The 15,272-nt window shown below is 68.0% G+C and carries 9 protein-coding genes; 2 read left to right on the top strand and 7 right to left on the bottom strand.

From position 1 onward, the window contains the following. Positions 1–7: 7 nt before the first annotated feature. Genes glgB through glgA form a run of 4 tightly spaced genes read right to left on the bottom strand, consistent with a single transcriptional unit; the run spans position 8 to position 10,359 of the window. A complete protein-coding gene (gene glgB, locus IPU70_RS03395) occupies positions 8–2,206 on the bottom strand; it encodes a 1,4-alpha-glucan branching protein GlgB (RefSeq protein WP_207464967.1) in 2,199 nt (732 codons plus the stop codon). Then, positions 2,203–5,556, bottom strand: a complete 3,354-nt coding sequence (gene treS / locus IPU70_RS03390) for a maltose alpha-D-glucosyltransferase (RefSeq protein WP_207464964.1) — start codon at positions 5,554–5,556, stop codon at positions 2,203–2,205. The genes glgB and treS overlap by 4 nt, the downstream gene beginning before the upstream one ends. A gap of 18 nt (positions 5,557–5,574) precedes the next feature. Next, a complete protein-coding gene (locus tag IPU70_RS03385; RefSeq protein WP_207464962.1) occupies positions 5,575–8,766 on the bottom strand; it encodes an alpha-1,4-glucan--maltose-1-phosphate maltosyltransferase in 3,192 nt (1,063 codons plus the stop codon). Between the two features lie 24 nt (positions 8,767–8,790). After that, complete coding sequence (gene glgA, locus IPU70_RS03380; RefSeq protein ID WP_207464961.1) at positions 8,791–10,359, bottom strand: glycogen synthase GlgA; 1,569 nt, start codon at positions 10,357–10,359, stop codon at positions 8,791–8,793. A gap of 393 nt (positions 10,360–10,752) precedes the next feature. On the opposite strand from glgA, the gene IPU70_RS03375 reads away from it, so the two are divergent. Beyond that, positions 10,753–11,043 (top strand): hypothetical protein, encoded by a 291-nt coding sequence (locus tag IPU70_RS03375; protein WP_207464959.1) that lies wholly within the window; start codon positions 10,753–10,755, stop codon positions 11,041–11,043. Positions 11,044–11,124: 81 nt separating this feature from the next. Next, positions 11,125–12,234: a DUF748 domain-containing protein gene (locus tag IPU70_RS03370; protein ID WP_207464957.1), complete on the top strand. Its 1,110-nt coding sequence runs from the start codon at positions 11,125–11,127 to the stop codon at positions 12,232–12,234. Here IPU70_RS03370 and IPU70_RS03365 read toward each other — a convergent pair. The 3 genes from IPU70_RS03365 to IPU70_RS03355 are packed head-to-tail and all read right to left on the bottom strand — an operon-like array spanning position 12,224 to position 15,197. Continuing rightward, positions 12,224–13,240, bottom strand: coding sequence for a lysylphosphatidylglycerol synthase domain-containing protein (locus IPU70_RS03365; RefSeq protein ID WP_207464955.1), 1,017 nt, complete (start codon positions 13,238–13,240; stop codon positions 12,224–12,226). The two genes, IPU70_RS03370 and IPU70_RS03365, sit on opposite strands and share 11 nt — an antisense overlap. Then, positions 13,237–14,433 (bottom strand): cardiolipin synthase ClsB, encoded by a 1,197-nt coding sequence (gene clsB / locus IPU70_RS03360; protein ID WP_207464953.1) that lies wholly within the window; start codon positions 14,431–14,433, stop codon positions 13,237–13,239. The genes IPU70_RS03365 and clsB overlap by 4 nt, the downstream gene beginning before the upstream one ends. Further along, positions 14,430–15,197, bottom strand: a complete 768-nt coding sequence (locus tag IPU70_RS03355) for an endonuclease/exonuclease/phosphatase family protein (RefSeq protein ID WP_207464951.1) — start codon at positions 15,195–15,197, stop codon at positions 14,430–14,432. The genes clsB and IPU70_RS03355 overlap by 4 nt, the downstream gene beginning before the upstream one ends. Positions 15,198–15,272: the final 75 nt, after the last annotated feature.

The raw sequence follows: 15,272 nt of genomic DNA, 5'->3' as shown, positions 1-15,272 counted from the left end.
GATCCGTTCAGCCTTCGTAGAGCAGGAAGAGGGTGGCCAGCGGCGGCAAGGTGAGCGACAAGGCCTGGGGCTGGCCATGGGCGGCGCCTGCTCCGGTGCTGGCGCCGCCCTGGTTGCCTTGGCCCGAGCCGCCATAGTGCGTGGCATCGGTGTTCAGCCTTTCGGTCCAGCGGCCGGCCCGTGGCACGCCTATGCGATAGTCATGGCGCACCACAGGCGTGAAATTTGCAACCGCGAGCACATGGTGCGCGCCGTCGCTGCGGATGAACGCAACCACGCTGTTGTCGCGGTCGTCCAGAATCGTCCAGGCGAAGCCGGCAGGGTCGGAATCCCGCGCGTGCAGCGCCGGCAGCGCGCGGTACAGGCCGTTCAAATCGGCGACCAGGCGCTGCATGCCCAGGTGGCCGGGTCGGTCCAGCAATTCCCAATCGAGCGGCTCGTCATGGTTCCATTCCCGCGGCTGGGCCATCTCGCCGCCCATGAACAGCAGCTTCTTGCCCGGATGCGCCCACATGAAGCCCAGGTAGGCACGCAGGTTGGCAAGCCTGGCGGCCGCATCGCCGGGCATCTTGGCCAGCAGCGAGCCTTTGCCGTGCACCACTTCGTCGTGCGACAGCGGCAGGATGAAGCGCTCGCTATACGCGTACACCATGCTGAAGGTGATGTCGTGGTGGTGATGCTTGCGATGCACGGGGTCCTGGGACAGATAGCGCAAGGTGTCGTGCATCCAGCCCATGTTCCACTTGTAGTGAAAGCCCAGGCCGCCCTCGGCGACCGGCGCGGTCACGCCCGGCCAGGCGGTGGATTCCTCGGCCACCATGATGGCGTCCGGGACTTCCTGCCGCACGGTGCTGTTCAGCGCCTGCAGGAACTGCACCGCCTCCAGGTTCTCGCGACCGCCGTAGCGGTTGGGGATCCATTGCCCGGGCTGGCGGCTGTAGTCGCGGTACAGCATCGACGCCACTGCGTCGACCCTCAAGCCATCGATGTGGAAGCGCTGCAGCCAGTGCAGTGCGCTGGCGATCATGAAGGCCTGCACCTCCGTGCGCCCCAGGTTGTAGACCATGGTGTGCCAGTCCGGGTGGTAGCCTTCGCGCGGATCCTCGTACTCGTAGAGCGCGCTGCCGTCGAAGCGGGCCAGGCCGTGCGCATCGTCGGGGAAATGCGCGGGCACCCAATCCAGGATGACGCCGATGCCGGCGTGGTGGCAGCGGTCGACGAAGCGGGCGAACGCCTCCGGCGGCCCGTAACGGGCGGCGGGTGCGAACATGCCCAGGGGCTGGTAGCCCCAGGATCCGCCGAAGGGGTGCTCCATGACGGGCAGCAGCTCCACGTGGCTGAAACCCATGGCGCGGGCGTAGGCCGGCAGCTTGTCGGCCAGGCGGTCCCAGATGCAGGCGTTGGATCCGGCGTCGTCGGGCAGCCAGGAGCCGGCGTGCACTTCATAGATGGACAGCGGCGCTTCCGGAGCTTGGCGCGCCTGCCGGTCCGCCATCCAGGCCTGGTCTTCCCACGAATAGTCTGCTGGATCCTCCACCACCGATGCAGTGGCTGGCGGCGCTTCGCTGCGCCGCGCCAGCGGATCGGCCTTGAGACGCTGATTGCCGGCGCGGTCGGTGATGGCGAACTTGTAGCGCTCGCCGGCGCGCACGCCCGGGACGAAGATTTCCCAGACGCCGGCGCGGTGTCGCAGCCGCATGCCGTGGCGGCGGCTGTCCCAGGCGTTGAAATCGCCCACCACGGCGACGCGTTGCGCATTGGGCGCCCACACCGCGCAGCGCAGGCCGGCCACGCCATCGACCTCCATCAGCCGCGCGCCGATCGCTGTCCCGGCATCGCGCCACGAACCTTGCGTCAGTTGCTCCAGCGTCTCTTCCTCCAGCAAGGGGCCGAACGCGTAGGGATCGGCGGTGATCTGCTCGGCGCCGGGCCACTGGATGGCCAGGCGGTACGAACCCGCGTCACCCGCCCGGGCGTGCGGCACCCGTCCAAGGAACAGGCCCTGGCCCTGTTCGCGCAGTCCGGTGCGCGCGCCGGACGGGTCCAACGCGTCGACCTGCTGCGCGCCCGGGGCATACACGCGCAGCTCGCCATCGTGCGGTCCCAGGAAGGCATAGGGATCGTTGTGCAGGCCGCAAGCCAGCGCCGCCAGTTCGGCGGGATCGGCAGTGATGGCTGCGGCTGCGGCGCGCGTGTCCTGGTTCATGATGGCGTGTCCTCATCGTCCACCGCCGCCGACAGCAGCAGGCTGCGCGCCAGCTCCGTCAGCGCGCACAGCGGTATCGAGATCCAGTCGGGGCGATGCGCCGCCTCATAGCTCACCTCATAGGCGGCTTTCTCCAGCTCGGCCAGGGCCAGCAGCGCGTCCTCGTCCGCAGGCGGAATCAACGCCGAGGCGCGCTCATCGCGATAGCCTTGCAGGAAAGCCTGGGTGGCGGTCTGGCGGAAACGCGACAGCAAGGCGTCGCGCAGTTCGCTAGGGGTCACCGGCGTGCCGGGCGTCTCGCCCGCGCCGGCGTTGGCGTCGGTCGGCGCGCCGCCGATGATGTCGCTGCGGGCGATCGAAGCCGCGGCATAGTCGAACGAACGCAGCATGCCCGCGACATCCTTGTAGGGCGAGGCCAGGGCCCGGCGCGCCTGCACGCTGCTGATCGGTTCGCCCTCGAAGTCGATGAGATAGGCGTCGGCCTGCGCTACCAGCACCTGCCCCAGGTGGAAGTCGCCGTGCACCCGCAGGCACAGGGTTCCGGCTTCGGCTTGTGCCATCGCGGCCACGCGCGCGGCCAGCCGGGCGCGGTGCTCGAAATACCATTCGGCGCAAGCGCGGGAAGGGGCTTCGAGCTTGCCGAGTTGCGCGCGCAGATCCTTTTCCGCGCGCTCCAGCAGGCCCTGGACGTGCTGCGCGCGTGCGTCGGCGTCGGCCTGGCTGGCCGGGCGCGGCTGGAAAGCGGGGTCGTCGCTGGGTTGTGCCAACAGATTGTGCATCTGCGCCAGGCGTTCGCCCATGGTGGCGGCCATGGCGGCGTAGCCTTGCAGGTCTTGAGCGAATTCGTCGGGGCTTTGGTTTACCAGCAGCGCATTGTCCAGCGTGCGTTTCAGGAGATCCAGCGTCCAGCTCCAGGCGTCGCCCTCGTTGGCGACGTAGCGATGCGCCACGGCCAGCGTGTGGGGCACGCCGTCGGCGTCCTCGCGCTGCACTTCACCCAGCAGCGCGGGCATGTTCGCATAGCCCGCCCGCGTCAGGTAGCGGGTCATTTCGATTTCTGGCGATGCGCCTGCCTGGACCGCGCGGATCAGTTTCAGGATGAGCTTGCCGTCGACGATGACCGAGCTGTTGGATTGTTCGCCGCTCAGCCACTGCAGTTCGCCGTCCTCGGCCAGGTCCATGGCGGCCAGGCCTTGCTCGGGCAGGAAGCGGATTACCCCGGGTTTGTCGCCGGGCTTGCCGCCGCTGCGGCCGTCGAGCTCGCGGCTCTCTTGCAAGGCCTGGACCACGCCGCGCACAAAGCCGGGTTGCAGGAATGCGTCCGCCAGCACGCCGACCTCGGCGCCGCGGCGGACCCGGGCAATCGCATACTGCACCGCGGCGGTTTCATCCCATACCAGCACGAAAGGCGCCTGCGCGCGCAAGCCGGTGACGCCATCCTCGGGTTCAACCTCGGCCCAGTAGTATTCGCCATCCGCCGGGGTGAAGGGCGTGGCGTAGGCCAGGCGCGCACGGGCCGGCGGCTGCTTGCCGGGATACCAGCGCTGGCGCGCCAGGTACTGCGGCAGTACCTCGCGCTCCAGCGTGGCGCGGGACGCGTCCGTCAAGGCCGCGCCGCCATGCGCGCGCAGTACCAGCGTGGTCAGTTCCGGCATCTGCTCGGGCGCGCTGGCGTGCCAGTCCGGCGGTGCGGCCTGGTTGCTCAAGTCCAGCCAATAGAACGCGTAAGGCGGCAGGGTCAGGAGATAGGGCAGTTCACCCACCGCCGGGAACGGCGTTCCGCCCAGCATTTCGACCGGCACGCGGCCGTTGAACTCCTGCAGCAGCAGCTCGACCGGCTGCGCGGCGTTGGACAGGTTGGCCACGCACAGGATGGTGGTGTCCTGCCATTGCCGCAGGTAGGCCAGGATCTTCCGGTTGCCGGCGAAGATGAAGCGCAGCGCGCCGCGCCCGAAGGCATGGCTTTGCCGGCGTTGCGCCAACAAGCGCCGGGTCCAGTTGAGCAAGGAGTGCGGATCGCGCTGCTGCGCCTCGACGTTGACGGCTTCGTAGCCGTACAACGGTCCCATCAGCACCGGCAGCGGCAGCTGCTCGGGATCGGCGCGCGAGAAGCCGCCGTTGCGGTCCGGCGACCACTGCATCGGGGTGCGCACGCCGTCGCGGTCGCCCAGGTGCACGTTGTCGCCCATGCCCAGTTCGTCGCCGTAGTACAGCACCGGCGTGCCCGGCATGGACAGCAGCAGGCTGTTCATCAATTCCACCCGGCGCCGGTCGCGCTCCAGCAGCGGCGCCAGGCGGCGCCGGATGCCCAGGTTGATGCGGGCGCGAGGATCCGCCGCGTACACGTTCCAGAGATAGTCGCGTTCGCGGCTGGTGACCATTTCCAGGGTCAGTTCATCGTGGTTGCGCAGGAAGATGGCCCATTGGCAGGTGGCGGGAATGTCCGGCGTCTGGCGCATGATGTCGATGATGGGAAAGCGGTCCTCCTGCGCGATCGCCATGTACATGCGCGGCATCAGCGGGAAATGAAAGGACATATGGCATTCGTCCCCGGCGCCGAAGTACTCCTGCGCGTCCTCCGGCCATTGGTTGGCCTCGGCCAGCAGCAGCCGGTTGGGATATTCCGCGTCGATCACGGAGCGGATGCGCTTGAGCACATCGTGCGTCTCGGGCAGGTTCTCGTTATTGGTGCCTTCGCGCTCGACCAGATACGGCACCGCGTCCAGCCGCAGGCCGTCCACGCCCATGTCCAGCCAGTAGCGCATCACGGCCAGCACTTCCTTGAGCACCTGCGGGTTGTCGTAGTTCAGGTCGGGCTGGTGGGAATAGAAACGGTGCCAGAAGTAGGCGCCGGCCTCGGGGTCCCAGGTCCAGTTGGATTTCTCGGCATCGCAGAAAATGACGCGCGTGCCGGCGTAAGCCTTGTCGTTGTCCGACCAGACATAGAAATTGCGCGCGGCCGACCCCGGCCTGGCCGCGCGGGCGCGGCGGAACCAGGGGTGCTGGTCCGAGGTGTGATTGACCACCAGCTCGGTGATGACGCGCAGGCCGCGGGCGTGCGCCGCGCGGATCAGCTTCCTGACGTCGGCCACGGTGCCGTAGTCCGGATGCACGCCGCGGTAGTCGGCAATGTCATAGCCGTCATCGCGGCGGGGCGAGGGATAGAAGGGCAGTAGCCAGATCGTGTTGACCCCCAGGCTGGAGATGTAGTCCAGCTTGGAGATCAGGCCGGGCAGGTCGCCCACGCCATCGCCATTCGAGTCGAAGAAGGACTTGACGTGCAGCTGGTAGATGACCGCGTCCTTGTACCAAAGGCCGTCGTCCTGGAGGGGCTGGGTTTCACTGATCATGGCAATGGGCGTGCGGCGTCAGCCATGCAGCGACAGGCGCCACACGCGATAGGGTTGATCGGGATGCAGCGTCAGTTCACGGGTCTGGCCCTGCCATGGCTCGCTGCGTTCAGCCAGCAGGTCTTCGGCGACCAGCCGCCCGGTGTCGGCCTGGCCGAACAGCCAGAAGGGCGCTTCGATGCGCGCCGCCTGCGGCTGGAAGGGATCGAGACTGATCGCCGCCAGAATGAAATTGCCGCGGCCGGGCGTGGACTTGCAGAACGCCAGCACGCGGTCGTTGCCGCTGCGCGCCAGGGTCAGGCCCCTATGGCTCTGCAAGGCGGGATTGGCGCGCCGGATCTGGTTCAGGCGGGTGATCTCCGCGCGGATATTGCCTGGCGCGAACCAGTCGCGCTGGCGCAGTTCATACTTCTCCGAATCCAGGTATTCCTCCTTGCCTGGGAGGGCGGCCGACTCGCACAGTTCGAAGCCGCTGTACATGCCCCACAGACCGGACCCCAGCGCGGCCAGCGCGGCGCGTATCAGAAAGCCCGGACGGCCGGAGGACTGCAAGAAATAGGGGTTGATGTCCGGGGTATTGACGAAGAAGTGCGGCCTGAAGAAGTCCGCGGCAGGCGGTGTGGACACCTCTTCCAGGTAGGCCTCCAGTTCCGCCTTGTCATTGCGCCAGGTGAAGTAGGTATAGGACTGGGTAAAGCCGATCTTCGCCAGCCGGTACATCATCTTGGGGCGGGTGAAGGCTTCGGACAGAAAGATCACGTCGGGATGCTGGCCATGGACCTCGGCGATCAGCCACTGCCAGAACGGCAGGGGCTTGGTATGCGGGTTGTCGACCCGGAAGGTGCGCACGCCATGGTGCACCCAGAACAGCACCACGTCGCGCAGCGCGCGCCATAAAGCCAGCTTGCGGGCGCGGCGGGCGACGGCGCCGTAGAAGGCCACATTGACGATGTCCTGGTACTTCTTGGGCGGATTCTCGGCGTAGCGCAGCGTACCGTCCGGCCGCCAGGAGAACCAGTCGGCGTGGCGCGCCAGCCAGGGATGGTCCGGGGAGCACTGGATCGCGAAATCCAGCGCCACCTCCATGCCGTGCGCGCGCGCAGCCTCCACCAGCCTGAGGAAGCCGTCCAGCCCGCCCAGCAGGGGTTCGATGGCGTCATGTCCTCCATCGGTGGAACCGATGGCATAAGGACTGCCCACATCGCCGGGCGCCGCGTGCAGACTATTGTTGCGTCCCTTGCGGTTGCGTTGCCCGATGGGATGGATGGGCGGCAGATAGAGCACGTCGAATCCCATCTCGCGCACGTCGGACAATCGGGCGATGACGTCGTCGAAGGTGCCGTGCTGGCCCGGCTGCGCGGACTGGGATCGCGGAAACAGTTCATACCAGCTGGCGTGGCAGGCTTGGCTGCGGTCCACCCAGACTGGATAGGGCGCGGGACTGACGTACTCGAAGGGACGGTCGTCCAGTTCGCTCATGGTGCTGGCCAGGTCCTCGTCCAACAAGGCGGACAGTTGCTCCGGCGTGGGCGGAGCCGTCTCGTCTTCGGCGGACTTGCTGAACCGCTGCAAGGTGTTGCGCAGCGTCATGGCGCCAGGGTGCGAGGCGTTGCGGGCGCGCGCCAGGGCCGCGCGCAGCATCAGCAGGCCTTCCTCCACTTCCAAACGCAGGTCCACGCCGGCCTGGCGCTTGACTTCCAGGTCATGGCGGAACGTCTGCCAGGCGTCGAGCCAGGCGTGGATGGCGAACTCATGCGGCCCGATGCGGCGCGGACGGAACGCGGCCTCCCAGCGGTCGTTCAAGCCGCGCGTGAAGGGCGTGGCGCGCCACGAGCTCTCGTCGGCCGCACGCCAACGCAGTTCGGCCGCCAGCAGTTCATGGCCATCCATATAGATGTCGGCGCACACCAGAATCCGCTCATGCGGAATGCACTTGATCGGGAAGGCGCCGCCATCCACGGCGGGGCTGACCTGTTCGACGACGATGCGCTGGCTAGCGGCGCCGTCCATGCGTCTTGCAGCGTGCCGCGAGGGTTCGCGCACCGGATGCGTGGGTTCGAGGAGGAACATGGCGCAGCCCGCCGGCGCAATGCTATCCGCTTGCGCTGCCAGGCCGTCCGGCACGCCTTCGGACAGAAAATCGGCAGGGGGCAGCAAAGGAGCCAGCGCATCCCAATCCACGCTTGCCTCGGCCGTGTCCGACGGGTTGAGCGCCAGCACGACGGTGCCGGCGGCGCATGCGCGCAGCAGCATGGTGCAATGGCCATCGCGCCCGCCCGCCAGGCGCAGGGGCCCGCGCAAACCGGCCTGCGCAAACCAGTGATTGGCGGCCGCAACGTCGGGCAGCCCGGCTTCATCCTGGTCGTCGAACATCAGGCAGTCGGCACATAGCGCTGCAGTCCAGGCTGCCCGCTTGTCGGCCGCTGAGTGCGGCGTATCGGGTCGAGGTGGCGAGGCGATCACGGGCGCGAGGGCGCGCAGCCTGCCATCTTCTTCCGCCAGCCATGTGGACTTGAAGTCCCACCACGGCAAGGACGAGAACAGGCCATCGAATCCTGCTCCGCGCAAGGCCGCCAGCGATTCGGGCGTGAGCCCCTGAGCCCAGGCGAGCAGCCCCGGGGCTGCGTGCGCGCCGCGCAGGGTGGCCGCCAGCTCGGCCCAATCCGAGGCCGGGAGACATCCCGGCGCTTGAAAGGCGTAGCCTGCGGCGCCGCGTTCCGTCCAGCGCCGCAGCCGCTCGCTCCAGGCCTGTAGAAAGCCGGGGGGCATAGGACCAGGCCGCAAATGCAGCACGTCGCGTGCCTCGACGCTCATGCGCGGATCACGCGCGGGGTTTTCGGAAGGCGGTTGGTACCAGCCCGGGCCCGCCGTGCCGGACACGGCGCCGACGGCGCAGCGGTCCAGGACGATATCCAGGTACAGCGCCAGCCCATGCGGCGCCAATTGATCGGCCGCATGCCCGATCCATTCGGCCATGGGCACGCGCCTGCCAGCGAGCAATGCGCTATCGGCGTCCAGCGGCGCCGCCGAAAGGCTGTCCCGGCCCAATAGCCAGGGTGCAGGCATCAGCAGCGCATTGAAGCCGCGTTGCCGCAGGCGCGCATACAGGGCCGGTCCCGATTCGCCACCCGGGAAGGAGGAAAGCCCGGGCGTGCCACCTCGGGCATGATAGAGGCGCAATGGAGCGTGGTCGGCGTGGGCTGTGGGCACCTGCGGTTCCTCCTGTGGACACGTCTATGCGGCGGGTGCGGGCAGCGGGCTGCCGGAACGTTGCCCCGCGCGCAGGGCGGCGGCGCTCGCGGCTGCCTCGGCCGGCGCCGGGAAGCGCGCCGGCCTGTCGGCCTCGGCCAGTGAGCGGTACAGCTCGGCGTAAGGCCCCGCAGCCGAGCGCCAGCTGAAATCCGCGCTCATGGCGTTGCGCTGCATGGTGCGCCAGAGCATGGCATCCTCGCGCAGACTCAGGGCGCGCGCGATTGCAGCGGCCATGGCCGCCGGATCGTCGCCATCGAACAGCAGGCCGTTGGCGCCGGCCATCGCCGACAGCGGTGCGCGCGGCCCCGGATCGTCTATCGTGTCGGCCATGCCGCCCACCCGTGAGCCTATCGGAATCGAGCCATAGCGCATCGCATACAGCGGGGTCAGGCCGAAGGGCTCGAAGCGGCTGCCATGCAGCAGCACATCGGAGCCCGCATGCAGCCGGTGCGCCACCGCCTCGTCATAGCCGATATGGGTGGCGCAGCGTCCCGGATAGCGCGCGCTCAGCGCTTTCAACGCCTCTTCCAGCCGGCGTTCGCCCTGGCCGAGGATGGCGACCTGCAAGCGCGGGTGGCGCTCCAGGGCCGCGGGCAGCGCCTGCGCGGCAACGTCCGCCATCTTCTGTTCGGTCAGCCTGCTGCCCATGGCCATGAGCACCGCGTCGCTGTCTTCGCGTAGCCCGAATTCGCGCTGCAGGGCCGCCTTGCAGCGCGCCTTCCTGCCGAGGTCGCGCGCCGAGAAGCGTAAGGAACCGAGGTGCGGATCGCGGACCGGATTCCACAGCATGTTGTCGATGCCGTTGGGGATGGGAACCAGGTCGGCGGCGCGCCGCCGCAGCAGCGCGTCCAGGCCGCAGCCAAAGGCCGGCGTCAGGATTTCCCGGGCGTAGGTGTGGCTGACCGTGGTGACGCGGTCGGCATAACGGATTCCGGTCTTGAGGAAATTCAACCGGCCCCAGGCGCCCGCGCCCTCGTCGTTGCGGTAGCGCTCGGGGATGCCCAGGGACTCGGCGCATTCCATGGGGAACTGTCCCTGGAAGGCCAGGTTGTGTATGGTCATGATGCTTTTGACATCGCGCGGCCCGTATTCCCGCAGCAGCAGCGGCACCAGTCCGGCGTGCCAGTCGTGCACGTGCAGCAGGGTCGGGCGCGCGATGCCTGGCAGGCCGCCCGCCACGCGCACCGCCGCATGGGCCAGCGCCGCGTAGCGCAGCGCATTGTCGGTGTGCTCGCAACCGTTCTCGTCCAGGTAAAGGCCCGGCCGGTCATAGAGCGCAGCGTTCTCGAGCAGCAGGAAGTCCAGCCCGGACTGGGCGCAATGTCCGGCGAGCAGCCGCGCCTCGCCACCCGGCAAGTTGTGGAGGGGGGCCACTACCCGGACCCGTTCCAGGCGTCGCCGCACGCCACGGTACGCCGGCAGCAGCACCATCAAGGGAAATCCGGCTTCGCGCAGCGCGCGCGCCATGCCCGTGATGGCATCGCCCAGGCCACCCGTCTTCGCCAGGGGAAATGCTTCACCCGCTACTACCAGGGTTCGAATCTTCGCCATGCCAACTCCCTTTGTGTGGCGGATCGTCCAACGCGTCCGCCGCAGGGCTTTCATCCGCAAGTGCCGTGCCCGCCACGGCGCCGTTACAGGTGTCAGATTCCCGGGCATGGCACTTGCTGCGCCGAGCGTTCCGCCGGATTGTTGGAGAAGCAGGGAGACTCGAATGAAAACGGTGGCGCACGATTGCGTGCAGAGGCCGGCGACGGTGGAGCAGGCGCGCCACATGATCGACCCCGCCACGCGCATCGCCATTGAGCGGCGCTGCGTGGCCCTGCGTCATATTTCCAAACGATGTGCAGGATTTGCCGGCGGTCGAACAGGCCTCTCGTGGACAGGACCAAGCCTGCAAGCCGCTCTGCCGCATCGATCGTGTTTGTCGTCCAGGAGCATGCCATGACCAAGACCACGCCTTCAAAGCCTGCCCAGTCCAGGGACCGGGAGCAACCGGCCCCGGAGCAGCACCCGGCGGAACAACCAGGGCCCGATCCGGCCCGGCAGGAAAAAGACCAGCGCGGCCGCTGGCCGCCGGACAGCCTGCCCAACCCCATGCCCGGGCTGGATCCCCAGCAGACACCCGGCATCGACCGGCTCGACGGGCCGCGTGTCGCGGCCGGTCGGAGCGCACCCTTTTTTCACGAGGAGCTGGCGGGCGTGTGCCTCATGTCCGACCACAAACGCCGCTGAGCGCCTAATCCTTTTTGCCCATTGATGAGACGGGGCGTTTCCAGGACCATGCACGGATTGCGCCGCACCTCCGGAACCACGATGAACCTCGACCCAGCCGCGCCACGCCGCAAGTCGCCATGGGGGAACGCCTTCGCGGTCTTGACCCTGATTGCGGCCGTGGCCGTGGTGCTGGCGTTTGCCGCCTTGCGCATTGCGGAACAGCGCATCGCGAACATGCTGGGGCCGCGCGGCCAGGTAGGCCACGTCGAGGTCGGGTACAGGCAGGTGATCCTCAAGGACGTAACAATCTCGGGCGGAACCGGCCAGGCGGGCGCCACGGCGCGCCAGGTGGTCCTGGAACCTGAATGGCCCGCCTTCCTGCGGCACGAGGCAGTCTTCAAGACCGTCACCATCGAAGGCTTCGACTTTACCGTGGTGCGCAGGGCCAACGGCGACATGGACATCGCGCCCGCCCTGCAGTCGTCCTTGCGGGCCGGTGAAGGCGGCGACAGCCAACCCCGGGCCAGGACACCGATCCGCATCGCGGAATTGATCCTGCGCGACGGCCGCCTGGATTTCGAGGACGCGGCCGTGTCCAGGCCCGCGCACCGGATCCCGTTTTCGGACGTCCAGGCGCGCTTGCGTCCGCTGACCATACCCGGCGACGGCGCCCGCAGCGACATGGAATTCACCGGCAACATCGAAGGCAACCGCAACGGCGCGGCCACGGTGCGCGCGGAAGGCTGGCTGGTGGTCGGCGGCACGGATGCCGACATCAAGGTCGCGGTGCGCAATATGGACATCAAGCATGCCGCTCCCTACCTGGCCGACAACGGCGCCACCTCGCTGGCCGCGGGCACCATGGACCTGGACATGCGCACCGCCATCGCCAAGCGCCAACTTCAGGCCACGGGCACGGTGGCGTTGCGCGGCTTGCGATTCAGCGGCGACGGCAGCCTGTTTTCATTGCCGCGCAAGGCGGTGCTGGCGGCGCTGAAGGACCAGAGCGGCACGCTGCGCTTCGACTTCGCGCTGGCTGGCGACCTGGACAATCCCAAGTTCTCGGCCACGCGCGGCTTTACCGCGCAGGTTGCCCGGGGCTTCGGCCATGCGATAGGGGTCGGCGCCGAGGGCGCGGCGGAAGGCGTCACGGGCGCCGTGAAGGAACTGGGCAACGCCTTGTCGGACCTGCTCACGCCTAAGCCTTGAACGACCCGTGCGCATTCTTGCCGCCGGCATCCGCGGGCGGCGCCGGGTGCGCCCGCCTGTGTCTGAGCTTCACTTCCATCACGGCAAACGCCGCCAGGGCCAGGAACAGCGGCGCGAAGGCATAAAGCGCGCGGTAGGTCAGTACCGCGCCCAGCACCTCGGCGGTTGGAATCCCGGGCGCGAGCGCGGCCACGAAGATCGCTTCGGTCGTACCCAGGCCGCCCGGCACGCGGATGATGAGCGCGGCGAAACTGGCGCACAGCAGTATGCCCAGCACGGCGGGGTAGCTGGCCTTGTCCTGCAACAGCAGATAGATGATGGCGCCCATGATGGCCCACGACAGCGCGGCCGCCAGGCTTTGCGCCACCGCCATCCGGGCGCCGGGCAGGACGGCGTGCTGCCCCATCCAGGTCCAGGTGCGCTGCCGCGCCCGCGCGCATACCGCCACATAGCCCGCCGCCAGCGCCAGCAGCGCCACGCCGAGCGCGCGCAACAGATTCGAGCCTATGGCCCAGCCCTGCGGCACCGGCACCGCGCCCGCGACGAACAGCGTGCCCGCGACCCATGCGTAGCCTATCCAGTTGGAGGCCGCCGAAAACAGGGCGACCCGCGTCGCCAAGGACTTGCGGCAGCCCAGCCGGGCATAAAGCCTGAGGCGCGCGCCCAGGCCGCCCAACAGCACGCCCAGACTGAGGTTCAGGGCATAGCTCATCATGGCCACACCCAGCACTTTGGGCCAGGGCAGGGTATGGCGGGTGTAGCGCTTGCTCAATAGATCCAGGGCGCCATAGCTCAGGTAGCCCGCCACGACGAGCCCGGCTGCGGCGGCAATGGTGCCTGGCGGAATCCTGCGCATGGCGATCCAGACCTGGGCCCAGTCGACCGAACGGCCAAAGTAGTACAGCAGCGCTGCGACCAAGGCCAGCACCAGCGCCGGCAACACGCGCTTGAGGCGGGGCCAGCGATGCCGCCATGCGCGCGTCAGCGTGGAGCGGAACACTCTCATGCCGACTCCCGCTGCGGTTCCATGGCAATGGATTTCAGGCGCGGCTTATGCGCGGGCAGGCTGCCGGCCCAGGCAGGAAAGCGCCGCAGGAAGTGGAACACGACCACCCCGATCCAGAGTCGCCGCAAGCGCCGCTTCGAACCTTCGGGCAGTTCAATGCGCCGGCAATCCTGTTCGATGAGCCGATCCAGGCTGGCGCGTAGCGCGGTGTTCAATCCGGCATCGCGCGCCACCACATTGGCCTCCAGATTCAGCGCCAGACTGAGGGGATCCAGGTTGCTGGACCCTATCGTGCTCCAGTCCTGGTCCACGCAAGCCACTTTTCCGTGCAGCGGGCGCTTGCAGTATTCGTATATCTCCACGCCCGCATCGATCAGGTAGTCATACAACATGGACGCCGCCAGCCGCGCGACCAGTACGTCGGGCTCGCCCTGCAGCAGCAGCCGCACGCGCACGCCGCGGCGGGCGGCGTTGGCCAGGTCATGCAGCAGCTGATAGCCGGGGAAGAAGTAGGCGTTGGCGATCAACACGTCTTCGCGCGCGGCGCGTACGCCCGCGCGGTAGTAGCGCTCGATGTCGGTCTGATGCTCGATGTTGTCGCGCACCACCAGGCGTCCGCCGCCATCGCCCTCGGGCATGGGATCCAGGCGTGCCGGCCGGCGTCGCCGCGGGCGGGCCCAGGCGTCCACGGCCAGCGCGGCGCGGGCGAAGTCCGCGATGTCCGCGGCCAGCGGGCCTTCCAGCCGCAGCGCATAGTCTTGTTTGGCTTCAGGGCCGTAGTCGGGCAGGTGGTCGGCGGAAAAGTTGATGCCGCCGACGAAGGCGACGCGGCCGTCCACCGCCACGATCTTGCGGTGCATGCGCCTGAACACATTGGTGCGCACGCCCAGGAAACGCGGACGCGGGTCGAATACATGGACGCGGATGCCGCTTTCGGTCATGGCGCCGACAAAGGCGTCGCCCAGTTCGTCCGATCCATAGCCGTCGACCGTCAGGTCCACGCTGACGCCGCGGCAGGCTGCGGCGATCAGGGCGCGCTGGAATTCCTGGCCCACGGCGTCATCGAAGAGGATGAAGGTCTCCACCAGCACTTCGCTGCGCGCCGTGCCGATCGCTTCCAGCACCGCTGGGAAGTAGCCGGTGCCGTTTTCCAGCAGCGTGTAGCGGTTGTGCTCGCGCCAGCGCAGGTTCATAGCGCGATCTCCGCACAGATCGGCACATGGTCGGACAGCCGCGACCAGACCCGCGAGGCCAGCGGCACAGGTTTCCAGTCGCGGACATTGCGCACATAGATGCGATCCAGCCGCAACAAGGGCCAACGCGCCGGAAACGTGCGGGCAGGGCGGCCCAGCCGCGTGGTAAAGACTTCGCGCGTGCCGCAGCCTGTCATCAGCGCGTCGGCGCGCAGGCGCCAGTCGTTGAAATCGCCCGCGATCAGCAGCGGTTCGCCGGCAGGCACGCCGTCCGCCACCAGTTCGCACAGGCGCCGCAATTGCTTGCCCCGGTGCCCCTCCAGCAAGCCCAGGTGCACGCATATTGCATGGACTGGGGAAGGTAGCGAGGGCACCCGCAGGACGCAGTGCAGCAATCCGCGCCCCTCATGCCCATGGACGGTGACGTCGTGGTTTTCATGGCGTTCGATGGGATACCTGGACAGTAGCGCATTGCCATGGTGCCCCGCCGGATAGACCGCATTGCGGCCATAGGCGAAATCGGTCCATAGCGAGTCGGCCAGGAATTCATACTGGGACAGGGCGGGCCAGGCCTGGTGCCGTTCCGCGTGCCCTTGGTGTTCTCCCAGCACTTCCTGCAGGAACACGATGTCGGGGCTCGCCAGCCTCAAGGCTTCGCGCAGTTCATGCAACATGAAGCGGCGGTTGAAGCTGGTGAAACCCTTATGTGTGTTCACGGTGAGCACGGTCAGCGTGGTGGCATCGATGTAGTGCGAGGAGGGCATGGACGCTCCGGTAGGGGTCGATCCGCAGTGCGGAGCAATCCGCGTTCCCAAAACGTAAACAGGCGTAACTGACGC

Source organism: Achromobacter sp. SD115, assembly GCF_017355315.1.
Taxonomy (GTDB): domain Bacteria; phylum Pseudomonadota; class Gammaproteobacteria; order Burkholderiales; family Burkholderiaceae_B; genus Achromobacter; species Achromobacter xylosoxidans_B.
This window is presented reverse-complemented; position numbering and strand designations above follow the sequence as displayed.

What these genes read in the sequence shown, in the direction of transcription:
- glgB (WP_207464967.1), bottom strand. Translation starts at nt 2,206, where the DNA reads ATGAACCAGGACACGCGCGCCGCAGCCGCAGCCATCACTGCCGATCCC.
- treS (WP_207464964.1), bottom strand. Translation starts at nt 5,556, where the DNA reads ATGATCAGTGAAACCCAGCCCCTCCAGGACGACGGCCTTTGGTACAAG.
- glgA (WP_207464961.1), bottom strand. Translation starts at nt 10,359, where the DNA reads ATGGCGAAGATTCGAACCCTGGTAGTAGCGGGTGAAGCATTTCCCCTG.
- IPU70_RS03375 (WP_207464959.1), top strand. Translation starts at nt 10,753, where the DNA reads ATGACCAAGACCACGCCTTCAAAGCCTGCCCAGTCCAGGGACCGGGAG.
- IPU70_RS03370 (WP_207464957.1), top strand. Translation starts at nt 11,125, where the DNA reads ATGAACCTCGACCCAGCCGCGCCACGCCGCAAGTCGCCATGGGGGAAC.
- IPU70_RS03365 (WP_207464955.1), bottom strand. Translation starts at nt 13,240, where the DNA reads ATGAGAGTGTTCCGCTCCACGCTGACGCGCGCATGGCGGCATCGCTGG.
- clsB (WP_207464953.1), bottom strand. Translation starts at nt 14,433, where the DNA reads ATGAACCTGCGCTGGCGCGAGCACAACCGCTACACGCTGCTGGAAAAC.
- IPU70_RS03355 (WP_207464951.1), bottom strand. Translation starts at nt 15,197, where the DNA reads ATGCCCTCCTCGCACTACATCGATGCCACCACGCTGACCGTGCTCACC.